Here is a 23,079-nt window from a genome sequence, read left to right on the forward strand (position 1 = left end):
TCCCCCGCGCGACCGCTTGCCGCTATTCGGCCATGAGGAGTTCGCCTGCTTCGAGCAGCACGAACTCGTTGTCGTCTGCCTTGTCGAGCACGCGCCCGGCGGAGAAGGGCAGGTTGTTGTCGTTGCCGACGATGATATGTGTATCGTCTACCCGATCGACGTTCTCGATGGTGACGAAGGGCATGTCGTAATAGCCGTCGCCACCGCCCTGGCGCTTCCGGTTGTCCGGATCGGCGATTTTCAGGAGGTCGATGTAGCCGATCTTGCGCACCGCCTTGCCGACCTTTTCCTCGGTCATCTCAATCTTGTAAATGCGCTTCAGCTTCGATCCGACCGCAAAGCAGTCCGGCTTCGGATCCTTGGGATCGGCACAGCCTTTGTCGACGGTGCCGGCGCCGTTGTCGCGTTCGATCACCAGTGCCGACTTTTCGTCGAGCATGTTGAAATCGCCGATCGCCTCACCGCCTTCCGCAAGCGGATAGAGCCAACTGCGTCCGGTCCAGGTTTTCTTTGCCGCGTCGAGTTCTATGATACGGAGAGCCGGTCGACCATCCGCCTGCTCGACGGTTTCTCCATCCGTCCAGATCGCTCCCTCGAGCAGCCCATAGGCCTTCGTGCCGTCCTTGGACAGCGCCAGCCCCTCATACCCACCCGAGCGCTTGAGGTTGAAGGCGGGCATCTTCTTCGACGGATCCGCTTGCAACGTCAGCGTCGGATTGTCGGGCGACAGAACCGGCTTGCCGTCCACGGTCGTCGGAATGACGTCGGTGAGCTTGCCATCCGTGTCGAATTTCAGCACATAGGGGCCGAATTCTTCGCCGATCCAGAAGCCGTCGCTGACGGGCTGGATCGACTCCACGTCGAAGTCACCACCTGTGAGATAGCGCGCGCTCGAGCCCTCCATCACGATCGGGAAGGGGGCCTTACGGTCGGGATCAGTCAGGAAGATCGTCTTCAGCGCTTCGACCTTGCCGGCGTCCCAGTCGATCTTCAGGTGGTGGAGCATCAGCATGGCGTCGGTCGAGTTGAGCTTGTTGCCGAAGCCGTTGTCGGAGAGGCTCCAGAATGTACCGTCCGGCATCGCCTTGATACCGGAAAAGCCCTGCATCGGCTGTCCATTGAAAGGGAGCGATAGCCCGGTCGGCCGGACGCCGTCCTTGCCGGGCACGCTGCCCAGTTCTGGCGCGCGCTTGCGGTCGGCGGTCGAGAACTTGCCCGACGTCTTGAGGTAATCGGCCGCATCCGCCGGTGCGGCGATGATCGTATTGGCCGGAAGGACGGCATGCGCCTTCAGCGTCGCCGGGAAGGCCTTCTCCTCGGCAAGTGCGGTCGTCGTCGACAAAAGCGTCAAGGCGACGGCGAGAATGGATTTCGTCATCAAATTCACCCTGGGTTCGATGTGGAGTTCGCTTCCCGATAGGCAGCTTTGATGACGGCCCGTTGACGCTTCTCTGACAGGCCCGTGAAGCTTTGATGACGGATATTTGCCCGTTATAATGATGTCGGAGTGCCCGCGGGCTACGGCGGATCGTCTCGGTGTTCGCTACGGCCGGACGGCGCGAAGCGCGAACACGCCAAGTTTCTGGCCGCGGCCCTTGACCTCGTGCTCGCCGAGGTCCTCGCTTCTGACGAAGGTGGGCAGACGCAGGCGCCGTAGCAGGTCGGCGGAGATCAGCACCTGCCGGTCGAGCGTTCGGCAGAGGCCTTCGAGACGCGCCGTCGTGTTCACCGTGTCTCCGAAATAGGTGATCTTGTGCCTGTCGACACCGATTTCGGCGGCAACAATCGTGCCGCCGTGGAGCGCGGCGCGCAGGCGAGGGACCTCGCCGTAATTTTTGTGCCAGCGGGAGGCGGACGCTTCGATCTGGTCGAGAATGTCGAAGACGCAGCGAATGCAGGCCGCGTCGGCGACGGCGCGATCGAAGGGCCAGGTGATCACTGCCGCGTCGCCGATATAGTCGTCGATGGATCCGCGGTAGCGCAGTACCGGGTCGGCGAGTTCCGCGAACAATTTTCCGAGATATTCCTGCATTTTGAGATCGCCGAAGCGCTCGGCATAGGAGGTCGAGCCGGCGACATCGATAAACAGGAATACGCGTTCCTCCTGCACCGGCTTGCGGTAGCTTCCCATCAACAGGCTCAGGAAGACGTCACGGCCGAGCAGTTCCCGCACCCGCAGGACGAAGATAATCGGACCGGAAACGACGAGCGCATAGACGAGCGCATTGAAGGACGGCACTATCGCCTCGCTCCAGCTCTGCTGCAACACGCCGGTCAGCTTCAGCACCACCCCCGCCGCGACAAAGCCGAGATTCTCGACAGCGAAATAGACGGCGATCGACGACAGGAGGAAGGCTGGCGTCGGAAGCCCGTGGATCGCCCTGTAGAGACGCCGGAAGATGATGCGGCGCTCGAAGGCGAGGACCGGCATGCAGATGAACACCGCAAAGGTCGCGCCGACCAGCGCACCGTCTCCATAGACGACCCAGGCATAGGCCACGCCACTGCCGGCGAGGACCAGAAGCAGGAGGATGAATTCGAGCGTGGAAAATCTCCAGCGCATGCGCGATGGCCTCGGGAATCGAAACAGCGAAAGGATGGCCGAGGCTCGGGAGGTCCCACCCGCGGCAGTGCGAACATCTGATCCTTTGCGTCGGACCAGCTTTTCGATTCGAGTGGCTAAGGCCGGATTCAGGCGGAAAGGTGTTGGCGGCTGCAGCCGTTCAACCGCCGATTTCCATAGCCTCGATCTTCTTTCCGACAAAGCGGAGTGCCACCTCGCCGTTGATGAGCTTCAACGCCATGTCTCCAAAAAGCTCTCGGCGCCAGCCACTCAGCGCAGCAACCTCGGCTTTTTCGCCTTCGGCGGCGATCCGGTCGAGATCCTCGCTGCTGGCGATGATCTTGGCTGCAACGCCCTCCTGCTCGGAAATGAGCTTCAAGAGCACCTTCAGCATCTCGCCCGCTGCGGCGGCACCCTCCGGCGCGTGATTCTGGCGGGGCAGGCGGGGCAGTTCGGCCTTCGGGATCGCCAGGGCCTCGGTCACCGCTTCGACGATCGAAGCACCCGCACTGGAGCGCTCCCAGCCCTTCGGAATGGTCCGCAGCCGGCCGAGCGCCTCCGCATCCTTCGGCTGCTGCTGGGCGACCTCGTAGATCGCGTCGTCCTTGATGATCCGGCCGCGCGGCACGTTGCGTGCCCGCGCTTCGCGCTCGCGCCAGGCGGCGACCTTCTGGAGAACCGCCAGCTCGATCGGCTTTCTGACGCGCATCTTCAGGCGCTGCCAGGCATTCTCCGGATGGAGGTCGTAGGTCTCGCGGCTCTCCAGGATGGCCATTTCCTCTGCCAGCCAGGAGGAGCGCCCCTCGCGCTCGAGCTCCGCTTTCAGGTAATGGTAGACGTCCCTGAGATGCGTCACGTCGGCCAGCGCATATTCGAGCTGCTTGTCGGTAAGCGGCCGCCGGCTCCAGTCGGTGAAGCGCGACGACTTGTCGATCTGCACGTTCTTGATGCGGTTGACGAGCTGGTCATAGGAGACGCTGTCGCCAAAGCCGCAGACCATCGCCGCGACCTGAGTGTCGAAGAGCGGATGCGGAATGAGGTTGCCGAGATGGTGGATGATCTCGATGTCCTGGCGAGCCGCGTGGAAGACCTTGACGACGTCAGTATTGGCCATCAGCGCGAAGAAAGCCGCGAGGTCGATGCCCGGCGCCATCGGATCGACGATCACCGCCGTATCTGGGCTTGCCATCTGGATCAGGCAGAGTTCAGGCCAGAACGTGGTCTCGCGCAGAAATTCCGTGTCGATCGTAATGTAGCTCGAGAGGGCCAGCTGTTGGCAGGCGGCCTCCAGTTCTGCTGTCGTCGTAATCATCGGGGCTTAAATCACTGTGGCGAAAATGAGGCTTGAACCTTCCCTCTATAGGCTCGTTGCGGCGGTCTCAATCGAAATTGTCAGATGATTCTGAAATAACCGGTCATTCCGGTCTTTTGATGTTCGATGATGTGGCAATGAATCACCCAGTCGCCGGGGTTGTCGGCAACGAGCGCCACCTCCGCCTGTTCGTCCGGCTGCAACAGAATCGTGTCGGTCGGCGGCGGCAGAAAGTTCCGCTTGTTCGAGCTGAGAATGCGGAAGCTCAAGCCGTGCAGGTGGATCGGATGCGCGTGCGGGGTGCGGTTGGCGAGCTCGATCACATAGCTCTTGCCGAGTTTCATTTCTTCGATGGGCGCAATCGGGTCGGGCGTGTCACCCGGCCACGGAACCTTGTTGAGCGCCCAGAACGTGTAACCGAGCGATCCGCAGATCGACGGTGTCGCCTTGTGTTCCGCGGTTGCCGTGAGTTCGAGCGGGATCCGCTTCGCCGTCGACAGGTCCGCTTCGGTGACCGGATTGGCGGGGAGGGACGCGACGTCGCCAAGGTCGCGTTTCAGCGACACGCCGACCGCCCGCAGGCCCGCGATCGTCCACGGCTTCGACCCACGGAAATTGCCGAGCGTCGCGCGCGTCCCTTCGCTGTCGGGCATGCGCATGACGAGATCGACGCGCTGGCCCGGCCCGATGTCCAGCCGATCGAGCAGGAACGGCTTCTCGACCGGATTGCCGTCGAGGGCCACCACTTTTGCCCGGGCGCCTTCAAGACCGATCGTGTAGATGCGCGTCACGTCGGTCGCGGCGATCCTGACGCGAACGAGCCCGCCCGCCGGTGCGTCATAGACAGGTTCCTGATGCCAATTCGTTGTCCGGACCGTCCCGTACGTACCGCCGCGCGCCGCGTCCCGCGGTTTGAACGGATCGATGAACTTGCCGCCGGTGCCGAGCCGCCAGTCGCGGAGATTGAGGACGATCTCGGCGTCGAAGACCGGATCCGCGGGATTTTCGACGACGATCATCCCCGCCAGCCCATGCCCGATCTGCGTCAGCGTGTTGCAATGGGGATGGTACCAGAAGGTGCCGGCGTCCGGTGGGACGAAACTGTAGTCGAAGTGATCTCCGGGATAGACATAGGGCTGGGTCATCTCCGGCACGCCGTCCATCGCATTGGCGATCCGCAATCCGTGCCAGTGGACGGTCGTCGGCTCATCGAGCCGGTTCACCAGTCTTGCCGCATAGGGCTCGCCCTTGCGCATTCTCAAGGTCGGCGGCACGCCGGCATGGGCCGCTTCGCCCAGTCCATAGGTCATGACGGGCGTAACGCCGTCGGCGGCGATCCTCGCCTGGGCGAATTGCGCCGTCAGGATCTGGGGATCGGGAGCTGTCCCGGCGCGTGCGGCAAATCCGGCGCCGAGCGCAAAGGCTCCGCCGAATGCGGCCGAGCCCTGGAGGAAAGTGCGGCGGCTGAGGATCGGCGCCATGGCATCCTGAGGTGCGAAATGGGAAGCGGAACGCGGACAGAAACCCACGCGCTTCGCACTGTTTTCGAGAGTGTCGGAGCCGTTTTTAAACCTGATCTTCGCGTTCAGCAATTCGCGTCGACCGCGCATCTTGCCGCAGATGCTGGCAGGTTTCCTTCGAATGGCTGCCACCGGCCAGCTTGTTGAAGAAGGACGAGGTGCGCAGCAGATTGCGGAACGGCATCGAACGCTCGCCGGCCGGCACCGCCTCACGTGCCGTCATGCGCTGCAGTGTATAGAGCATGAAGAGGAAAAGGATCACCGCAGTATAGATGAAGAGTGCCCGCGGTCCGAAGAGATCGAGCATGAAGGAGGCGAAGAGCGGCCCGATGATGGCGCCAAGCGACCAGAAGAACAGCATGCCGGCGGAAACCAGCGCATGCTGACCTTCTGCGGCGTGATCGTTGGCATGGGCCGAACAGAGCGAATAGAGCGGCATGGCGAAGGCGCCGAAGGCGAAGATGCCAGCAAAATTCAGCCATTCGTCGCTGCCGGCACCGAAGGCGAGGAAGAGCCCGGCCAGAAGGGATCCGAAGGTGGCGATCAGGATGATCAGCCGGCGGTCGAACTGGTCGGAGTAGTGCCCGAGTGGATATTGCAACACCACGCCACCGATGATGCCGGCGCTCATGAAGGTCGCAATGGCGGTGACGGAAAGGCCGATCCCCTGCGCATAGATCGGTCCGAGCGAGCGGAAGGCCGCATTGGTAAGCCCCACGACGATGCAGCCGACGGTGGCGAGTGGCGAGATGTTCCAGAGCGCCTTGACGTCGAAGCGGATCGCCTCCGGCGCGACCGGGCTCGACCGGTCGGCAAAGGAGATCGGTACGAGCGAGAGCGTCAGCGCCATCGAGATGATGGCGAAGAGCTCGAAGCCGCCGATCCCCACGCCCGGAATGAGATATTGCGCGGCGGTCACCGAGCCGAGGTCGACGAGGCGGTAGATCGACAGCGTGCGGGCCCGGTTGGTATTGGTGACGCTGGCGTTCAGCCAGCTTTCCACGGTTGCGAAGAGGCCGGCGAAGCAGATACCGGCGACGAGCCGCATCAGGAACCAGAAGCCCGGTTCGATGACGAGCACCATTGCAATCGCTGCCGCCGAGGCGATTGCCGCCATGGCCGAGAAGGTACGGATATGACCGATCGCGCGGAGGATGCGGGTGACATAGACGCAGCCGACAGCGAAGCCGATATTGTAGCCGGCGCCGACGAGGCCGATCAGCGATGTCGAAAAGCCTTCTTCGAGCGCCCGCAAGGATATGAAGGTGCCCTGCAATCCATTGCCGCCGATCAGGATGCCGGCGGTGAGGAGGAGGGGGATGAGCGGGCGAATCTGGGACATGGGCGCATCCGGCTTTACGGCGGCGACTCGTAGTGTGGGCGGATCTCCCATTGTTTAGCGGTCCGTTCTGGAGGGGGATAGTAGCGATTTGTGGCCTTTCCCGGTTTTGTCTCCGCCAAGACCCCAGATGCGAGAAGGCGGCAGGCCGATCGGCCGACGGGCCGGCAGGCAGCCCCGCGGCCTTGACAAATCGGGCGCATCATGCGCTTTTCCGCCCGACTTTGGCTATGCCGCCGCGCCCGCCTTGGCGAGCCTCGCGCGGCCTTCTGCAATTCCAGGACCATACGATGCACCGTTACCGCAGCCACACCTGTGCCGCTCTCCGCAAGTCGGATGTCGGCTCCACCGTTCGCCTTTCCGGCTGGGTTCACCGCGTCCGCGACCATGGCGGCGTGCTCTTCATCGACCTGCGCGACCATTACGGCATCACCCAGGTCGTCGCCGATCCGGATTCGCCGGCCTTCAAGATGGCCGAAACCGTGCGCGGTGAATGGGTCATCCGCATCGACGGAACCGTAAAGGCCCGCACCGACGAGACCGTCAACAAAAACATGCCGACCGGCGAGGTCGAGCTCTATGCCCGCGAGATCGAAGTTCTCTCGGCCGCCAAGGAACTGCCGCTGCCGGTCTTCGGCGAGCCGGATTATCCGGAAGACGTGCGCCTCAAATTTCGCTTCCTCGATCTCCGCCGCGAGACGCTGCACAAGAACATCGTCAAGCGCACCGAGGTCATTTCGGCCATGCGTCGGGGCATGACCGAGATCGGCTTCACCGAATATACGACACCGATCCTGACCGCGTCGTCGCCGGAGGGCGCGCGCGACTTCCTCGTGCCGAGCCGCATTCACCCCGGCACCTTCTACGCGCTGCCGCAGGCGCCGCAGCAGTACAAGCAACTGCTGATGGTCGCAGGCTTCGACCGCTATTTCCAGATCGCGCCGTGCTTCCGCGACGAGGACCCGCGCGCCGACCGGCTGCCGGGCGAGTTCTACCAGCTCGACCTCGAAATGAGCTTCGTCGAGCAGGAAGACGTCTGGGACACGATGGAGCCGATGATCCGCGCGATTTTCGCGGACTTCGCCGGCGGCAAGCCCGTCACTGAAAAGTTCCAGCGCATTCCTTATGACACGGCGATCCGCAAATACGGGTCCGACAAGCCGGACCTGCGCAATCCGATCGAGATGCAGGAGGTCACCCAGCATTTCGCCGGTTCCGGCTTCAAGGTCTTCGCCAACATGATCGCCACCAACCCGAAGGTGGAGATCTGGGCGATCCCGGCCAAGACCGGCGGCAGCCGCGCCTTCTGCGACCGCATGAACGCCTGGGCCCAGAGCCAGGGACAGCCCGGCCTCGGTTATATCTTCTGGCGCAAGGAAGGCGAGAAGCTCGAAGGTGCCGGCCCGCTCGCCAAGAACATCGGCGAGGAGCGCACCGATGCGATCCGCACCCAGCTCGGCCTCGATGATGGCGACGCCTGCTTCTTCGTCGCCGGCGAGCCGGCCAAGTTCTACAAGTTCGCCGGCGAGGCCCGCACCAGGGCAGGCGAGGAGCTGAACCTCGTCGACCGCGACCGCTTCGAGCTGTGCTGGATCGTCGACTTCCCGTTCTACGAATGGAACGAGGACGAGAAGCGTGTCGACTTCGCGCACAACCCCTTCTCGATGCCGCAGGGCGGCCTCAAGGCGTTGTCGGGCGACGATCTGCTGTCGATCAAGGCGTTCCAGTACGACATGGTCTGCAATGGCTTCGAGATCGCATCGGGTTCGATCCGTAACCAGTCGCCGGAATTGATGGTCAAGGCTTTCGAGAATGTCGGCCTCAGCCAGACCGATGTCGAAGAGCAGTTCGGTGGTCTCTACCGTGCCTTCCAGTACGGCGCCCCGCCGCATGGCGGTATGGCCTTCGGTATCGACCGCATCGTCATGCTGCTTGTCGGCGCCAAGAACCTGCGCGAAATATCGCTGTTCCCGATGAACCAGCAGGCCGTCGATCTCTTGATGGGCGCACCGTCGGCGGCAACGCCGGCACAACTGCGCGAACTTGCAATCCGCCCGATCCCGCAGAAGAAGGACTGAGCTTGTCAGAAGCGACAAAACCCGGCGAGACGATCGCCGGGTTTCTTGCGTTCGCGACACTGTTTGCCGCTAGGTCCTGTTGACAAAGTGGATTCTCAAATCAGCGGAGGCATGATTCAAGACTGCTTTTTCGGAGGCGGTCTTGGCTCGCGGCGATGTGACGGATTTGGAATGGAAGATCATTGAGGGGCTGTTGCCCACCGAACGCGGGAGGAAGTCACGACCTGCGCACGATAATCGCCGGTATCTCGACGGCATGCTGCATGTTCTGCGGGTCGGCTGCCCTTGGCGCGACATGCACGAGCGCTACGGCAAGTGGAATTCCGTCTACGTGCGCTTCCGGCGCTGGGCTGAACAAGGCGTTTGGGATGCCCTTCTTGAGACGCTTGTTGAGATGGGGCTGACCGATGACTGGCAGCACATGATCGACAGCACCACGGTTCGGGGCCACTCTCAGGCTGCGGGCGCTAAAGGGGGACTTATAAGGAGGCTTTTGGTCGATCACGCGGCGGCTTTACGACGAAAATCCACGCGCGCGCAGACGGTCAAGGACGCCCTCTCGGCTTCATCCTGACCGGCGGGGAGGCTTCGGATTACAACGCCGTTCCAGACCTTCTGGCCATGCCGGTCGGCAAACCAAGACTATTTCTCGCCGACAAGGGTTATGACGGCGACTTCCTGCGCGAGGAACTGCTGACCCACGGGATCAAACCTGTCATCCCACCAAAGGCAAACCGGAAAGACCCGCCTGCCTGCGACTTCCGCGCTTACAAGGACCGAAACCGCATCGAGCGGATGTTCAACAGGCTCAAACAGTTTCGCAGGATTGCGACCCGTTACGACAAAACCAAAGCTTCATTCGCAGCATTTTTGGCAATCGCAGCCGTGAAAGTCTGGCTTCCACATCTCGCCGCGAGACTGGAGCAGCGCACCCGTCAACAGCATAGGTCTTAGGGTCAAAACCCAATCAACCTATTGAGGAACGTTGGCTTTCCTGATTCACTGCCGGGCATTGATCAGGAGCAGCGATATGGCTTTGTTTTGGCTGTCGGACGAAGAGTGGGCAACGATGGAGCCGCACTTGCCCAAAAACCAATCAGGTGCGCGCCGGGTAGATGACCGTCGGGTGATTTCGGGCATCATCCACGTTTTGAAGGTTGGTTGCCGCTGGTGTGATTGCCCCGCCGATTATGGCCCACCAACGACGGTCTACAATCGCTTCAATCGGTGGTCGCGGCGAGGCTTTTCGCTAAAGTTGCTCGATGCGCTGGTGCAGACCGGCACGGTGACGAAGAGTACGGCCATCGACAGCACCTATGTCAAAGCCCAGCGGGCAGCATTTGGGGCAAAAGGGGGCGGCAAGAACAGGCCATCGGCCGGTCTCGCGGTGGCTGGACGACCAAGATCCATGCGCTCACCGACGTGATTGGCCGCCCGTATGCTCTTATGCTCACAGCAGGAAACGTCAGTGATGTAAAAGCGGCTCCAGCCTTGCTCGAACGCGCTGGCCCAATGCGTTACCTGTTGGGAGACAAAGGGTATGACGCGGACAAATTGCGCCGCTCGCTGCGAACGAACAAATGCACACCAGTCATTCCTGGTCGGCGCAACCGAAAGAAGCCTGTTCGCTATGACCAGCAGCGATACCGGGCGCGGCATCTGATAGAGAACGCCTTTTGCCGCCTCAAGGATTTTCGTCGTATCGCCACCCGATACGACAAATTGGCCACCAACTTCCTATCGGCAGTGTCGCTGGCCGCCATGATATCATTCTGGCTTTGAAAGGAAGCGTCATGCTCAACCCAGTGATGAACAACACAAAATGGAACGAACTCAGGTTGGAGATGTATGCGCTAACGCCGACCCCGGCGTGGAGCACACTTTCCACGAACGGCTTCATTTACGGGCCTGACCGGGAATGGTTCTACCACTTTAGGGAAGGCGGTTACGAAGACATCGTCCACGTCGATATTCACGTCGAAACACCCAATCAGCGTGAACTTGTCCGATCCGCACTCAGGAAAGTTCATGTGCCGGGCGAGGAAACGCCCGAAGGTTTTCGTGTGTTCGGCTATCTTCAGGATGGCCAAGGCGCCAACTACATTTGAAGCTTGCGGGCTGGACTGATTGAGTCTCGACCCTAGTGAAATTTGTGAAGGACGATGAGACGCTCACCGTCGCGGCCCGCCCACTCGGCTGCACCATAGAAGAAGCAGCCTGGGTAATCTTCCAAATAAGGCTTCTCTGACACATGCAAGTTTGAGCGGATCAACTTCCAAAATTCAAAACGCTCATTCAGCGGTATCCAGCGCAGCGGCCTGCCCACATCAACTTCTACGAATCTGATAGGGGCTTCTCGAAGCAGGTCGCGGATATCTTCTTCAGTAACGCTGTCCCTCATGCACTGACCGAACTCTCCGGTGTCATCCCACAATTTCGTAAGCGGCCCGCCCAAATACTTGCGCTCTACGTCTGTCATTTCATTCCCGATTCTGGCCTCGTCGCACCGTGTGCCGCTTGCGTGCAATCTCAACCGAAAATGTCCGCGAGGAAAGGTCCAGCGACACTTTGTCAACAGGACCTAAGTCTTTGAGTCTCGAGCTTTCCGAAAATCGGACCGATTTTCGGACCGATGTGTCAGAAATCCATGCCCGGTGCTGGAGGCATCGGCATCTGGCCCTCTTTCTTCGGCTTTTCGGCGATCATCGCTTCCGTCGTCACCAATAGGCCGGCGACGGAGGCTGCGTCCTGCAGCGCGGCGCGCACGACCTTGGCCGGGTCGATGACGCCCATCGCGAAGAGGTCGCCGAAGTCGCCCGTCTGGGCATTCCAGCCATAGGAGAAGTCGGTTTTCTCGCGCAGCCGTCCGACGATGATCGATCCCTCGGCGCCGGCGTTCTCGGCAATCTGGCGCACCGGCGCCTCGATGGCGCGGCGGACGATCTCGACGCCGACGCGCTGGTCGTCATTGGCCGTCGGCACCTTTTCGAGCGCCTTGACGATACGCAGCAATGCGACGCCGCCACCCGGCACGATGCCTTCCTCGACCGCGGCCCGCGTCGCATGCAGCGCATCGTCGACGCGGTCCTTCTTCTCCTTGACCTCCACTTCCGTCGATCCGCCGACGCGGATCACCGCAACGCCGCCGCCGAGCTTGGCGAGCCGCTCCTGCAGCTTCTCCCGGTCGTAGTCCGATGTCGTTTCGTCGATTTGCGCCTTGATCTGGGCGACGCGGCCGCTGATGTCCGCTTTCGTGCCGCCGCCGCCGACGAGGGTGGTTGCGTCTTTCTCCACCATGACGCGCTTTGCGCGTCCGAGGCTTTCCATCGTCACGTTTTCGAGCTTGATGCCGAGGTCTTCGGAAACGACTGTGCCGCCGGTCAGGATGGCGATATCCTCGAGCATGGCCTTGCGCCGGTCGCCGAAGCCAGGCGCTTTCACCGCGGCGATCTTCAGCCCACCGCGCAGCTTGTTGACGACGAGCGTTGCAAGGGCTTCCCCCTCGACGTCTTCGGCGATGATCAGCAACGGCTTGCCGGCCTGGATCACCGCTTCGAGGATAGGGATCATCGCCTGCAGGTTGGAGAGCTTCTTCTCATGGATCAGGATGTAGACATCCTCCAGCTCCGCCCGCATCTTGTCCTGATTGGTGATGAAATAGGGCGAGAGATAGCCGCGATCGAATTGCATGCCCTCGACGACCTCGAGTTCGATCTCGGCGGTCTTGGCCTCCTCGACGGTGATGACGCCCTCATTGCCGACCTTCTCCATCGCCTCGGCAAGATAGCGGCCGATTTCCGCGTCTCCATTGGCCGAGATCGTCGCAACCTGGGCGATCTCCTCATTCTTGGAAACCTGGCGCGCCTTGCCCTTCAGTTCGGTGACGAGCGATTCGACCGCCAGGTCGATGCCTCGCTTCAGGTCCATCGGATTCATGCCGGAGGCGACGGCCTTTGCGCCTTCCCGGACGATCGCCTGCGCCAGCACCGTCGCGGTCGTCGTGCCGTCGCCGGCAACTTCGCTCGTCCTCGAGGCGACCTCCCGGAGCATCTGCGCTCCCATATTCTCGAACTTGTCCTCGAGCTCGATCTCCTTGGCGACGGAGACGCCGTCCTTCGTGATCCGCGGCGCGCCGAATGACCGGTCGATGACAACGTTCCTTCCCTTGGGCCCGAGGGTGACCCGGACCGCGTTGGCCATTATGTCGACCCCGCGCAGCATCCGGTCACGCGCATCGGTGTTGAACTTGACGTCTTTGGCAGCCATGTATCTCTCCCTCAACACGATTAATCAGTTACTCATTCGTCCGGCCGGCGGCCAGACTGGCGGTTCAACCCTTGCCACCGGCTTCCCGATCCGGCGGCGGAAGCGACGCAGTCATTCCTCTTCGACGTCGGGTGTCAGAATGTCGATCAGCGCCGCAACCCGGCCGGCCGGAAGATGGCGGCCCTCGCCGATCAGCGCCTCGTCGTTGTTGACCCAGGCAATCGCTTCGGCAAGCTCGCTCGCGGTCGCGCCCGTCGCCAGAAGCTCGGCCATCAGGGTCTCATCGACCGGGCCGAGAATGGCGGTGATATCCGAATGCTTCAGTCCCATTGCGTCCTCCTTCCGCGCTTCTTCGGTCGGGAATGCACAAACTGCCTGCAAACCATGTCGAAATAGATAGGCCGGCGCCTGCGAGCATCAAGCGCCACATCGCAACATCGAGCCTTTCCTGGTTAAATTGAACCATTCTGCCGGAGCCTCTGTCCTGGCGGAAAGATGCCCGGCCCTTCGGGTTGGCTGAAGCGGGCGGCCTGTTTGCTCGGCTGGCTTGGCGGTATGCGTTGGCTACGACGCGCGCCAGCCGAGCAAACATTCCGCTCCGCTTGAGCCAACAGAATGGTCGAAAGTCTCTCGATCAGCGCGATGAAAAAAAGCCCGGCGGTGACCCGCCGGGCTTGAACCCTGCGGCCCGCCGCATCAGGGCGGGCCGTGACGCTTTCGCGAATGTCAGTCGTTTGCCGTCACCTTGACGCCGAGAACCGAGGGGATGGTGTTCGGCGCACCCATTGCGGCCCCCATGATCATCGGGAACGGCACGGGCTTTTCCGGTTCAGCGCTGATGGTCAGGCTCTTCGGCGCGTCGAGATAGGCGTTGACCGCGGCCGACACCTGGTTCTGTAGCTCCGGCAGGTTCAATTGCGCCATCATGATCGGCAGCAGGCCCTTCAGCGACTGCGCCATTTGTTCGCCGCTGACACCCTGCTGGCTGCCGGCATAGTCGAGCGCCTTCTTGGTGATCGAGGCGTCGTCGAAGCGGATCGAAGCGCTGTTGAACGTCAGTTGCTGCATGAGGCCGAGCATGGCGAGGCCCATCGCCTGGTTGGCCTCTTCCTTATTCGGGTTGGCCTGTGCGGCCTTGTTCGCCTCCTGCAGCGCCTTCAGGAACTGGAGCGTGTAGCCGGAGAAATCCATGGCGATGTTCAGCCGTCCGACATTGTTGAAGTCGAAGGCATATTCATCGACGGCGACGTTGCCGCTTGCGATTTCCCAACTGCCTTTCATCGTCACCTGGCCGTCGAGCTGCGTCAGTCCGAGTTTCTCGATCGCTTCCTTCGCCTTGGCGTCCTCGACATCCGACAGGTCCGCATTCAGGCCAGCCAGCGTCGCATCGAAGTCGAATCCGGCATCGTTTTCCTGGCGTGTCAGGCTGCTCTCGATGCTCGCGAGCTTGAAGACGTCCTTGCCTTTGACCTTGACCGCTATCGGCCCGGTGCCGAACGACTCGTAGAGCAGTATGTCGTCGATCGTGCCGCCGGCGGCATTGCCGGGGATGGAGAGGCCGCCGATCGCAATGTCCTTGACGGAGACGCTGTCCTCCTTCTCGGACACATCGACGTCGGGGAAGGAAACCGTTTCGGCAAGGTAGCCGCCGTCGTCGGTCTCCTCGACGCCCTCCAACGTCATCTCGCCTATGTTCACGGATTCGCCGGGCGTCGCCGCCACTTGCAGCTTGACGCCGGTGACCGTCACCACGTCGCCGTCTGCCTCCGCCTTGTCGAAGGCAATCGAGGTGCCGTTGACTTCGAGTGCGGCGCTGAGTTTCTTTATCACGTCCGCGCCATCGAGCGCGAAGGCCGGGCTGGCAAGCGTGAAGAGGGCGGCGCTGGCCATCATCAGACGGGTCTTGCGCTTGTGCATCATTGCGGAGTTCCTTTGAGAGTAGAATTGAGTGTGGAGCTGTCTGCGAGGTCGTTTGTTGTCAGTCTCGGCGATCTTGGCGGAATGCGTCAATCATTGGGCATGGTGCCAAGCGTCGGGCGCGGGGACGCAACAGTCGGTGCGTCCGACGCGCTCCGCCCCGGTGCAACCGGTCGTCTCGACCGAATGTCTTCGCTTGCACTCAAACCCCCAGTTCACGATCGCCCAAATCAGCACGGATCGACCCTAATACGAAACGGGGCAGATTTATATCGCGACGCGGCAGGATGCCTGTTCCCCGCGGATCATGCTTTCCGGAAGATTACCTCCGGCCAATCGATGACTGCAACCCGAGGTATAGGCAAGCGCCTGAGGCGCGTTCTCCACAGTGGGATTGGCTCGGATTCTTGCCGTGGCGGGTCGGTTGCGGTAGCAAGGACGCATGGGACAAAGCCTTTTGCCGCCTTCTGGCGGGGACGACAACATTCAGCCGGTTGACCTCAAGGCGGCGCTGGAAGAGCGCTATCTCGCCTATGCGCTGTCGACCATCATGCATCGCGCGCTGCCGGATGTCCGCGACGGATTGAAGCCGGTCCATCGCCGCATCATCCACGCGATGAGCGAAATGGGCCTGCGGCCCAATTCTTCGTTCAAGAAATGCGCCCGTATCGTCGGCGACGTCATCGGTAAATTCCACCCGCACGGCGACCAGTCCGTTTACGATGCACTGGTGCGTCTCGCTCAGGATTTCTCGCAGCGCTACCCGGTCGTCGACGGGCAGGGCAACTTCGGCAACATCGACGGCGACAACGCCGCCGCCTATCGTTACACCGAAGCGAAAATGACCGAGGTCGCGGCCCTCCTTTTGGAGGGCATCGACCAGGACGCCGTCGATTTCCGACCGACCTACAATGAGGAGGATCAGGAGCCGGTCGTCCTCCCCGGCGCCTTTCCGAACCTTCTCGCCAACGGCGCGTCGGGCATCGCGGTCGGCATGGCGACATCCATTCCGCCGCACAATGCGCATGAGCTTTGCGATGCGGCCCTCTATCTGATCCGCCATCCAAAGGCGACGGTCGAGGAACTGCTCTTCGATCCAGCCAATCCGCAGCGTGGCGGCATCGAGGGGCCGGATTTCCCGACAGGCGGCATTATCGTCGAAAGCCGCGCCAGCATGCTCGAATCCTACCGCACCGGCCGCGGCGGCTTCCGCGTCCGCGCCCGCTGGAGTGTCGAGGACCTGGGGCGCGGCGGTTACCAGATCGTCGTCACGGAAATTCCCTATCAGGTCCAGAAGTCGCGGCTGATCGAAAAGATCGCCGAGCTCCTGATAGCGCGCAAATTGCCGCTGCTCGAAGACATTCGCGACGAATCGGCGGAAGACGTCCGCGTCGTGCTCGTGCCGAAGAGCCGTTCGGTCGATGCCAATATCCTGATGGAATCGCTGTTCAAGCTGACCGAGCTCGAAAGCCGAATTCCGCTCAACATGAACGTGCTGTCGATGGGCCGCGTGCCGCGCGTCATGGCGCTCAACGAGGTGCTGAGCGAGTGGCTGGCGCATCGCCGCGAGGTATTGCAGCGGCGCTCCCGCCACCGGCTTGCCGCGATCGACCGGCGGCTCGAGATCCTCGGCGGCTACCTCATCGCCTATCTCAACATCGATGAGGTCATCCGCATCATCCGCGAGGAGGATGAGCCGAAGGCGGTGATGATCGAGCGATTCTCGCTGACCGACGTTCAGGCCGAAGCGATCCTCAACATGCGCCTTCGCTCGCTGCGCAAGCTCGAGGAGTTCGAGATTCGGACCGAGTTCGAGGCGCTGTCGAAGGAAAAGGCCGAGATCGAGGCGCTGCTCGCCTCGGACGAGAAGCAATGGCAGGCGGTCGCCTGGGAAATCGGCGAAGTGAAGAAGAAGTTCGCCAAGGCGACCGAACTCGGCAAGCGCCGTAGCACCTTCGCGGACGCGCCGGACGCCGATATCGAGGCGATCCAGCAGGCGATGATCGAGAAGGAGCCGATCACCGTCGTCATTTCGGAAAAGGGCTGGATCCGCGCCTTGAAGGGGCACATTTCCGACACGTCTTCGCTGCAGTTCAAGGACGGCGATGCGCTGAAGGTGGCGTTCCCGGCGCAGACGACCGACAAGATCTTGATCTTCACGACCGGCGGCAAGGTCTATACGCTCGGCGGCGACAAGCTGCCGGGCGGGCGCGGCCACGGCGAGCCGCTGCGCATCATGGTCGATATGGAAAACGACCAGGACGTGCTGACGGCGCTCGTCCACGACCCGGCGCGCAAACTCATTGTCTCGTCGGCTGCAGGCAACGGTTTCGTCGTCACCGAGAGTGACATCGTCGCCAATACCCGCAAGGGCAAGCAGGTGATGAACGTCGTGATGCCGGACGAGGCAAAGCTCGTCGTCCCGGTCAAGGGCGATCACGTTGCCGTCGTCGGCGATAATCGCAAGATGCTGGTCTTCCCGTTGGCGCAGATACCGGAGATGGCGCGCGGCAAGGGCGTGCGCCTGCAGCGCTACAAGGACGGCGGCGTTTCCGACATCCGCTGCTTTACCATGGCAGACGGCTTGACCTGGGAAGACAGCGCCGGTCGCGTCTTCACCAAGATCAGGGACGAGTTGATCGAGTGGCTAGGCGACCGCGCCGGCGCCGGTCGCAGCGTGCCGAAGGGCTTCCCGCGGAGCGGCAGGTTCAGTGGCTGATTGCCGGGGCCTGGCTCTGCTGATCGGTCATTGGCGCGGGGTTATCCACAGCTCCTGCGTCTTTTCCAGCCGCCGCCGCAACTCTTCGATGTTTCCTTAAATCGGCCGCGATTTGACGAATGATGCGCCGGAAAGAGGAACGCGATGATCTCGGCCCTTGACGATACTTTGCTGGCGCTCGCCGATCCCACGCGCCGCCGTATATTCGAAGTCCTGTTTGCCGGTGAAGCCTCCGTCACGGACGTCGCCACCGCCGTCGGCGCCGAACAGGACGAACTGTCGAATCACATCGACATGCTGGAGGCGGCGGGGCTGATTGCCCGCCGGCGCCAGGATGATGCAGAGTTTATCGCCGCCGATCCGGGCCCGCTGGAGGTTGCGGCGGAATGGATCAATACCAATCGCGAGCTTTGGGCAATGCGCTCGCAGATCGAGGAGACGGGACCGGCTCCGGCCAACCCGCAATGATCGGCAGGCAAATCGCCGTCACCCGGTAAACGGCAACTCCGCGCAGGGAAGCTGCGCCTTCGCCGCCTTGTAGCGCATCTGCCAGAGCGAGTGACCGAGCAGGGCGACGATCAGGATGGCGCCGCCAATAAGCGTCTGGAGGGTAGGCGTCTCGGAAAAGACGATCCACACCCAGATCGGCGCCAGAATCGTCTCGAGCAGGTAAAACATTCCGACTTCCGGTGCCGAGAGGTAACGCGGTCCCGTCGCTAGGCAGAAGTAGGCGATAGGGATCATCACCAGCCCGTTGAAGAGAATGTAGCCCGGTTCGGCAATGGCAATTCCGTCGGGCGGCAAAAGCGTGAGGGCCGCCAGCGCCGGGAAGATTGCCGTCGTCAGCGGCACCAGCGCCATGTCCCTGCCGTCGGCGCGGCTGATGGTGATGGCGCTCGCCAACAGGAAGGCGGAGCAGGCCGCCATCGCATCGCCAAAGAGGTGTCCGCTTTCGAGCCCGTCCTGCACGATTACGCCGACGCCGAGGAGCATGATCGTCATCGTCAGCAACGTGGCGTTTGAAGGCCGCTCCTTCAGGAAGATCCAGGAAAGGATTGCCGCGAACATCGAGGTGAAGGCGAGGATGAAGACAACGTTCGCCGTCGATGTGTTGAACACCGCGAGCAGGAAGGTGAAGGAATTGACGCCGTAGAAAAGGCCGGCGATCAGCCCGGCCTTGCCGGGGATCAGGGCAATGCGGCGGCCCAAGATGCGATTGATGAAGATCCAGGCGGTGATCGCCACCGCGAAGGTCGACAGGCTGCGCACAGCGAGAATCGACCATACTTCGCCGTCTGCGGAACGGATCAGCGGGATGTCGAAGGAAAGCGCCAGGCCGCCGAGGCCCGTAATGGCAAGGCCGCGCCGGTGACGGGCGGCATCAGAGGAGGGGGTCAATCGTCGTCAATCCGTGGCGGTTTCGGGAAAGTCTTGCCCGCCAGCATAACGCTCCCAACCGCGGGCCATAAGGTGCTCCTGCGGCAAAAACTTTGTTTTATACCCCATTTTGCTGGACCCTTTCACCCAATAGCCCAGATAGACGTGGGGCAGGCCACGTTCCTTCGCCCGGCGGATATGGTCGAGGATCATGAACGTGCCAAGCGAGCGGTTTGCCAGGCCCGGATCGAAGAACGAATAGACCATCGACAGCCCGTCGCCCATCCGGTCGGTCAGTGCCGTAGCGATCAGGGGGCCTTTGGCCTTCTCGCTGATCCCGTCGCCTTCGGCCCTCAACCGGTATTCGATGATCTTGGTGTGGACGTGGGTGTCCTCGACCATCATTGCGTAGTCGAGAACCGACATGTCCGACATGCCGCCCCTCTGGTGCCGGCAATCCAGGTAGCGGCGAAAGAGGTTGTACTGCTCGCTCGATGGTTCGGCGGGATATTCGGTAGAGGCCACGTCCCGGTTTGCCGCGAGCACACGACGCATCGAGCGCGTGGGCGCGAATTCGTTGGCCAGGATGCGCACCGAGATGCAGGCACGACAGCTCTCGCATGCCGGGCGATAGGCGATGTTCTGCGAACGGCGAAAGCCGCCCTGGGTCAGAAGATCGTTCAGTTCGGGCGCGCGCTCGCCCACCATGTGCGTGAAGACTTTCCGTTCCATCTCGTTCGGCAGGTATGGACAGGCTGCCGGCGCGGTCAGGTAGAATTGCGGAGACGATGTGGTCTGCGTGTTCATCGAGCGCGGGGATCACTCTTTGCGAGGTTACTCATGTATTAGGATGGCCGAAGAATGGAAAACGTCAACACACTCGTTCAGCGAGGAGCGAGCAAAATCAGGCAATTTTTCATGGAAACCGACGCTTCCGGCCTGAGTGGGGTCTCATCCAGGACGAGACGAGCGGCTATTCCGGACGGCAGGTACCCGTCAATACATGTCGCGCCGCACGGTGACAGTGCCGATCAGAAGATCGTGCAGCAGTCTGCCGCGGTCTGTGAACAGCCCGATCAGCAGGATGAGCGGGGTGAGCAGCGCATTCGCGATCCAGAAGATCGCCAGATGGACGATCGCCGTCAGGAAATCCATCGGCCGGCCATCCGTCCGCGCGATCGCCAGGCCCATGATTCTCATCCCCGGCGAGGCCTGCTCGCGGCCGCCGACCGTCAGCCCGAAATACAGCATCGCCACCAGTGCGAAGAGCACCGGATAGAGAAGGAAACCGAGGCCGAGCGTCAGGATGCCCAGAAAGAACACGACGACCGCTGCCGGAATCCACAGCAGAGCGATGATCACATAGTCGATTATGAAGGCAAACACCCGGCGCGACAGAACACCCTGGTAAGCGCGCCAGTCCTGGCTCGGAAGTCGGACTTCTTGGTTGTGCATGCTCATCTCAGCCTCGTACCGTTTCGATCACATATGGGGAACGAATCCGACAAAACAATGCGTTTCCTATTCCGACCGGCTGCTCATCGCTTTGCCAGGATCCTCGCTACCTCGACGGCGAAATAGCTGAGGATGCCGTCGCAGCCGGCCCGCTTGAAGGCAAGCAGCGTCTCGAGCATGACGCGCTCACCGTCGATCCAACCGTTCGCAGCCGCCGCCTTGATCTGCGTGTATTCGCCCGAGACCTGGTAGGCGAAGACCGGCAGACCGAAGGCTTCCTTCATTCGCCAGCAGATGTCGAGATAGGGTAGGCCGGGTTTGACCATCAGCATGTCGGCGCCTTCTTCGACGTCGAGTGCGGCGTCGCGGATCGCCTCGGTGCCGTTGGCCGGATCGATGTAGTAGGTCTTCTTGTCGCCCTTCAGCAGGCCGCCGGTGCCGATCGCCTCGCGATAGGGCCCGTAGAAGGCGGAGGCGAACTTGGTCGCGTAGGACATGATGCCGACATTCTGGTGACCGGCCGCATCGAGCGCCTCGCGGATCGCGCCGATCCGTCCGTCCATCATCTCGGAAGGCGCGATGATGTCGGACCCGGCATCCGCCTGGATCACCGCCGCGCGCGCCACCGCTTCGACCGTTTCGTCGTTGACGATCTGGCCGTCGCGCAGGATGCCGTCATGGCCGTGGCTGGTGAACGGATCGAGCGCCACGTCGGTGATGACGCCGATGTTCGGAACCGCCTTCCTGATCGCCCGCGTCGCCTGGTTGATGAGATTGTCGGCAGCAAGGCTGTTCGAACCGGTCTCGTCGCGGAGCGCCATCTCGATATTCGGGAAGGTGGCAACGGCGGGAATGCCGAGGTCGGCCGCCTCCTTGACCGCTTCAACGGCCTTGTCGATGCTCATGCGGTTGACGCCGGGCATCGCTTCGATCGGCTGGACGATGCCGCTGCCCGGTACGATGAAGATCGGCCAGATCAGGTCGTCCACCGTCAGGCGGTTCTCCTGCACCAGGCGGCGCGTCCAGTCCGCCTTGCGGTTGCGGCGCATGCGGCGGTGCCCGGTGATCCTGTCCACAAGATTTGTCCTGTCGTTCATCTCGCCCGCGTCCTTCTTCTTTGACATGCACCGGTCAAGGGCGGTTTATCACGCGCCTCGGCAGATTGAAAACTGCGTTGCGAAGGCGCGAGGCTGCGGCATTTGCTCTCGTCCTTGTCCGTTCCGGCCCGCTCTTTTGCTTTGCGCTGGTGGATTGCCGGCACTCGGCCTATCTTGCCGGCCATGCTTCACGATTCTGCTCATGTGCCGAAGCCATCGCTCGTCGAAGTGCTGTTCGGCTGGTTCCTGCGCCTCGTCTCGGCCTCCTGCTTCTGGTTCGCACTGAACTACTGGGCGATGCTGATCGGTTTCTCGCACGGCGGCGCCGGCCGATTCGATCTGCTGGCGCCGGAGTGGCGCGCCGCCGCAACCGCGCTTGCCGTCCTCTATCCGGTCGCCGCCATAGGGCTCTGGTTGCTGGTCTCCTGGGGGCCGGTCATATGGGTGCTTGCGGCCGCGATCGAGTCCGCCATGCACGAGCTCTATCCGGGCATGCTCGGCGACCGGCCGCTGATCCTCGCGCTCCATGGATCGGTCGCCGTCACCTTCATTCTCTTTCGTGCGGCGCTCTTCTGGCAGCGCTGGCGCCAGGCGCGGCAGGTAAGGGTTGATTCACCCTGAGACAGTCTCGGCGGATGGTAAGTACATGTTAAGGCTGCGGTTTAAGTAGAATTTTATACGTATTCGATAGGGTCTCACTCAAGGCGGGAAGACAAAGAAACACCGCCAAACGAAACAGTGAGGCACGAAAATGAACACCAAGATGAAGCCGCAGGTAGCTGCGCCCCGGGACCCGCAGGAAGAGACGATCCGTGGTCTCTATATGGAATCCCTTCACCTCGTCGAGCGTCTGCATCGCCGTCTGCTCGACGTCATCAAGGACGAGTTCGACCGGCAGGGCCGCAGCGACGTCAATGCCGTCCAGGCGCTCTTGCTCTTCAACATCGGCAACTCCGAACTGACCGCCGGCGAACTTCGCTCCCGTGGTTACTACCTCGGCTCGAACGTCTCCTACAACGTCAAGAAACTCGTCGATCTTGGCCTCATCAACCATCAGCGCTCCCGCATCGACCGTCGCTCGGTCCGCATCAGCCTGACGGAAGATGGCCAGGAGATTGCCGAGACCGTCGCCAGGCTCTACGAGCGCCATGTCGGCTCGATCCACAAGGTCGGCGGCATCGGTTCGGATGAATTCACCCAGATGAACAAGCTCCTGCAGCGCCTCGACCGCTTCTGGAACGACAGCATCATGTATCGCCTCTGATCGAGGCATGATCACCTCCAGTTTCAAGGGTCGGGCGCAATCCCTGCGTGTCCGGCCCTTGCTGGCTTTTCTCGATCGGGTTGTCGTGTCAACGCTTGCTCCCGCCTCGCTCGCCGGTGCCGAGACACGAATTGGCCATATTGCTGTGACAGCGACGCTAGCATGCGGCAGG

At 61.9% G+C, this 23,079-nt stretch carries 22 protein-coding genes; 9 read left to right on the plus strand and 13 right to left on the minus strand.

Going from position 1 to position 23,079, the window contains the following annotated elements; translation table 11 throughout:
• Positions 1 to 22: 22 nt before the first annotated feature.
• From RHIBR816_RS0124800 to RHIBR816_RS0124820, 5 genes are all read right to left on the minus strand, one after another.
• The gene (locus RHIBR816_RS0124800) at positions 23 to 1,378 is read right to left on the minus strand and encodes an esterase-like activity of phytase family protein (protein ID WP_018239305.1); all 1,356 of its coding nucleotides are present in this window, start codon (positions 1,376 to 1,378) and stop codon (positions 23 to 25) included.
• A 165-nt stretch (positions 1,379 to 1,543) separates the two neighbouring features.
• Positions 1,544 to 2,563: an adenylate/guanylate cyclase domain-containing protein gene (locus RHIBR816_RS0124805; protein ID WP_018239306.1), complete on the minus strand. Its 1,020-nt coding sequence runs from the start codon at positions 2,561 to 2,563 to the stop codon at positions 1,544 to 1,546.
• Positions 2,564 to 2,723: 160 nt separating this feature from the next.
• The gene (gene rnd / locus RHIBR816_RS0124810) at positions 2,724 to 3,875 is read right to left on the minus strand and encodes a ribonuclease D (protein ID WP_018239307.1); all 1,152 of its coding nucleotides are present in this window, start codon (positions 3,873 to 3,875) and stop codon (positions 2,724 to 2,726) included.
• A gap of 80 nt (positions 3,876 to 3,955) precedes the next feature.
• The gene (locus tag RHIBR816_RS0124815) at positions 3,956 to 5,356 is read right to left on the minus strand and encodes a multicopper oxidase family protein (protein ID WP_034816657.1); all 1,401 of its coding nucleotides are present in this window, start codon (positions 5,354 to 5,356) and stop codon (positions 3,956 to 3,958) included.
• Between the two features lie 85 nt (positions 5,357 to 5,441).
• The gene (locus RHIBR816_RS0124820) at positions 5,442 to 6,737 is read right to left on the minus strand and encodes an MFS transporter (protein ID WP_018239309.1); all 1,296 of its coding nucleotides are present in this window, start codon (positions 6,735 to 6,737) and stop codon (positions 5,442 to 5,444) included.
• 287 nt (positions 6,738 to 7,024) lie between these two features.
• On the opposite strand from RHIBR816_RS0124820, the gene aspS reads away from it, so the two are divergent.
• From aspS to RHIBR816_RS0124840, 5 genes are all read left to right on the plus strand, one after another.
• A complete protein-coding gene (aspS, locus tag RHIBR816_RS0124825) occupies positions 7,025 to 8,812 on the plus strand; it encodes an aspartate--tRNA ligase (RefSeq protein WP_026187398.1) in 1,788 nt (595 codons plus the stop codon).
• 142 nt (positions 8,813 to 8,954) lie between these two features.
• On the plus strand, positions 8,955 to 9,386 hold the full coding sequence (locus tag RHIBR816_RS38910; protein WP_018239311.1) for an IS5 family transposase: 432 nt from the start codon (positions 8,955 to 8,957) through the stop codon (positions 9,384 to 9,386).
• Positions 9,338 to 9,766, plus strand: coding sequence for an IS5 family transposase (locus tag RHIBR816_RS38915; RefSeq protein ID WP_256375052.1), 429 nt, complete (start codon positions 9,338 to 9,340; stop codon positions 9,764 to 9,766). Before RHIBR816_RS38910 ends, RHIBR816_RS38915 begins: the two co-directional genes overlap by 49 nt.
• Positions 9,767 to 9,842: 76 nt before the next feature.
• Positions 9,843 to 10,594 (plus strand): IS5 family transposase gene (locus tag RHIBR816_RS36435; protein ID WP_371259074.1). Its coding sequence is split into 2 segments (ribosomal slippage): positions 9,843 to 10,169 and positions 10,172 to 10,594, totalling 750 coding nucleotides; the frame shifts between segments, so codons are not numbered across the junction.
• Positions 10,595 to 10,605: 11 nt separating this feature from the next.
• Complete coding sequence (locus RHIBR816_RS0124840; RefSeq protein ID WP_018239314.1) at positions 10,606 to 10,920, plus strand: DUF6678 family protein; 315 nt, start codon at positions 10,606 to 10,608, stop codon at positions 10,918 to 10,920.
• Between the two features lie 32 nt (positions 10,921 to 10,952).
• Here RHIBR816_RS0124840 and RHIBR816_RS35330 read toward each other — a convergent pair whose 3' ends face one another.
• From RHIBR816_RS35330 to RHIBR816_RS0124860, 4 genes are all read right to left on the minus strand, one after another.
• Complete coding sequence (locus tag RHIBR816_RS35330) at positions 10,953 to 11,291, minus strand: hypothetical protein (protein WP_018239315.1); 339 nt, start codon at positions 11,289 to 11,291, stop codon at positions 10,953 to 10,955.
• A 158-nt stretch (positions 11,292 to 11,449) separates the two neighbouring features.
• Positions 11,450 to 13,078: a chaperonin GroEL gene (gene groL, locus RHIBR816_RS0124850; protein WP_018239316.1), complete on the minus strand. Its 1,629-nt coding sequence runs from the start codon at positions 13,076 to 13,078 to the stop codon at positions 11,450 to 11,452.
• Between the two features lie 111 nt (positions 13,079 to 13,189).
• Positions 13,190 to 13,408, minus strand: a complete 219-nt coding sequence (locus RHIBR816_RS0124855) for a hypothetical protein (protein WP_018239317.1) — start codon at positions 13,406 to 13,408, stop codon at positions 13,190 to 13,192.
• Between the two features lie 396 nt (positions 13,409 to 13,804).
• On the minus strand, positions 13,805 to 14,998 hold the full coding sequence (locus tag RHIBR816_RS0124860) for a hypothetical protein (protein ID WP_018239318.1): 1,194 nt from the start codon (positions 14,996 to 14,998) through the stop codon (positions 13,805 to 13,807).
• 439 nt (positions 14,999 to 15,437) lie between these two features.
• On the opposite strand from RHIBR816_RS0124860, the gene parC reads away from it, so the two are divergent.
• On the plus strand, positions 15,438 to 17,714 hold the full coding sequence (gene parC, locus RHIBR816_RS0124865; RefSeq protein ID WP_018239319.1) for a DNA topoisomerase IV subunit A: 2,277 nt from the start codon (positions 15,438 to 15,440) through the stop codon (positions 17,712 to 17,714).
• A 144-nt stretch (positions 17,715 to 17,858) separates the two neighbouring features.
• Positions 17,859 to 18,182, plus strand: a complete 324-nt coding sequence (locus RHIBR816_RS0124870; RefSeq protein WP_018239320.1) for a metalloregulator ArsR/SmtB family transcription factor — start codon at positions 17,859 to 17,861, stop codon at positions 18,180 to 18,182.
• An 18-nt stretch (positions 18,183 to 18,200) separates the two neighbouring features.
• Here the strand turns inward: RHIBR816_RS0124870 and RHIBR816_RS0124875 are convergent, their stop codons facing one another.
• From RHIBR816_RS0124875 to hemB, 4 genes are all read right to left on the minus strand, one after another.
• Positions 18,201 to 19,112, minus strand: a complete 912-nt coding sequence (locus tag RHIBR816_RS0124875) for a DMT family transporter (RefSeq protein WP_018239321.1) — start codon at positions 19,110 to 19,112, stop codon at positions 18,201 to 18,203.
• 6 nt (positions 19,113 to 19,118) lie between these two features.
• Complete coding sequence (locus RHIBR816_RS0124880) at positions 19,119 to 19,898, minus strand: arginyltransferase (RefSeq protein WP_018239322.1); 780 nt, start codon at positions 19,896 to 19,898, stop codon at positions 19,119 to 19,121.
• 189 nt (positions 19,899 to 20,087) lie between these two features.
• Positions 20,088 to 20,552, minus strand: coding sequence for an RDD family protein (locus RHIBR816_RS0124885; protein WP_018239323.1), 465 nt, complete (start codon positions 20,550 to 20,552; stop codon positions 20,088 to 20,090).
• 77 nt (positions 20,553 to 20,629) lie between these two features.
• Positions 20,630 to 21,643 carry a porphobilinogen synthase gene (gene hemB / locus RHIBR816_RS0124890; RefSeq protein ID WP_026187400.1) on the minus strand — a complete coding sequence of 338 codons (1,014 nt, stop codon included), beginning with the start codon at positions 21,641 to 21,643 and terminating at the stop codon, positions 20,630 to 20,632.
• 183 nt (positions 21,644 to 21,826) lie between these two features.
• Between hemB and RHIBR816_RS0124895 the strand changes: the two genes are divergently transcribed.
• The gene (locus RHIBR816_RS0124895; protein WP_026187401.1) at positions 21,827 to 22,264 is read left to right on the plus strand and encodes a DUF6163 family protein; all 438 of its coding nucleotides are present in this window, start codon (positions 21,827 to 21,829) and stop codon (positions 22,262 to 22,264) included.
• Positions 22,265 to 22,394: 130 nt separating this feature from the next.
• Complete coding sequence (gene ldtR, locus RHIBR816_RS0124900) at positions 22,395 to 22,907, plus strand: transcriptional regulator LdtR (protein ID WP_018239326.1); 513 nt, start codon at positions 22,395 to 22,397, stop codon at positions 22,905 to 22,907.
• Positions 22,908 to 23,079: the final 172 nt, after the last annotated feature.

Origin of the sequence: Ensifer sp. BR816 (assembly GCF_000378985.1) — a bacterium.
Classification (GTDB): domain Bacteria; phylum Pseudomonadota; class Alphaproteobacteria; order Rhizobiales; family Rhizobiaceae; genus Sinorhizobium.

Bases quoted from the DNA above. Each gene is read 5' to 3' on its own strand.
- RHIBR816_RS0124840 (WP_018239314.1), top strand. From the start codon at position 10,606: ATGCTCAACCCAGTGATGAACAACACAAAATGGAACGAACTCAGGTTG.
- ldtR (WP_018239326.1), top strand. From the start codon at position 22,395: ATGAACACCAAGATGAAGCCGCAGGTAGCTGCGCCCCGGGACCCGCAG.
- RHIBR816_RS0124870 (WP_018239320.1), top strand. From the start codon at position 17,859: ATGATCTCGGCCCTTGACGATACTTTGCTGGCGCTCGCCGATCCCACG.
- RHIBR816_RS0124885 (WP_018239323.1), bottom strand. From the start codon at position 20,552: ATGAGCATGCACAACCAAGAAGTCCGACTTCCGAGCCAGGACTGGCGC.
- RHIBR816_RS0124860 (WP_018239318.1), bottom strand. From the start codon at position 14,998: ATGATGCACAAGCGCAAGACCCGTCTGATGATGGCCAGCGCCGCCCTC.
- RHIBR816_RS0124805 (WP_018239306.1), bottom strand. From the start codon at position 2,563: ATGCGCTGGAGATTTTCCACGCTCGAATTCATCCTCCTGCTTCTGGTC.
- parC (WP_018239319.1), top strand. From the start codon at position 15,438: ATGGGACAAAGCCTTTTGCCGCCTTCTGGCGGGGACGACAACATTCAG.
- aspS (WP_026187398.1), top strand. From the start codon at position 7,025: ATGCACCGTTACCGCAGCCACACCTGTGCCGCTCTCCGCAAGTCGGAT.
- RHIBR816_RS0124800 (WP_018239305.1), bottom strand. From the start codon at position 1,378: ATGACGAAATCCATTCTCGCCGTCGCCTTGACGCTTTTGTCGACGACG.
- groL (WP_018239316.1), bottom strand. From the start codon at position 13,078: ATGGCTGCCAAAGACGTCAAGTTCAACACCGATGCGCGTGACCGGATG.
- RHIBR816_RS35330 (WP_018239315.1), bottom strand. From the start codon at position 11,291: ATGACAGACGTAGAGCGCAAGTATTTGGGCGGGCCGCTTACGAAATTG.
- RHIBR816_RS0124855 (WP_018239317.1), bottom strand. From the start codon at position 13,408: ATGGGACTGAAGCATTCGGATATCACCGCCATTCTCGGCCCGGTCGAT.
- rnd (WP_018239307.1), bottom strand. From the start codon at position 3,875: ATGATTACGACGACAGCAGAACTGGAGGCCGCCTGCCAACAGCTGGCC.
- RHIBR816_RS0124820 (WP_018239309.1), bottom strand. From the start codon at position 6,737: ATGTCCCAGATTCGCCCGCTCATCCCCCTCCTCCTCACCGCCGGCATC.
- RHIBR816_RS0124880 (WP_018239322.1), bottom strand. From the start codon at position 19,898: ATGAACACGCAGACCACATCGTCTCCGCAATTCTACCTGACCGCGCCG.
- RHIBR816_RS0124895 (WP_026187401.1), top strand. From the start codon at position 21,827: ATGCTTCACGATTCTGCTCATGTGCCGAAGCCATCGCTCGTCGAAGTG.
- hemB (WP_026187400.1), bottom strand. From the start codon at position 21,643: ATGAACGACAGGACAAATCTTGTGGACAGGATCACCGGGCACCGCCGC.
- RHIBR816_RS0124815 (WP_034816657.1), bottom strand. From the start codon at position 5,356: ATGGCGCCGATCCTCAGCCGCCGCACTTTCCTCCAGGGCTCGGCCGCA.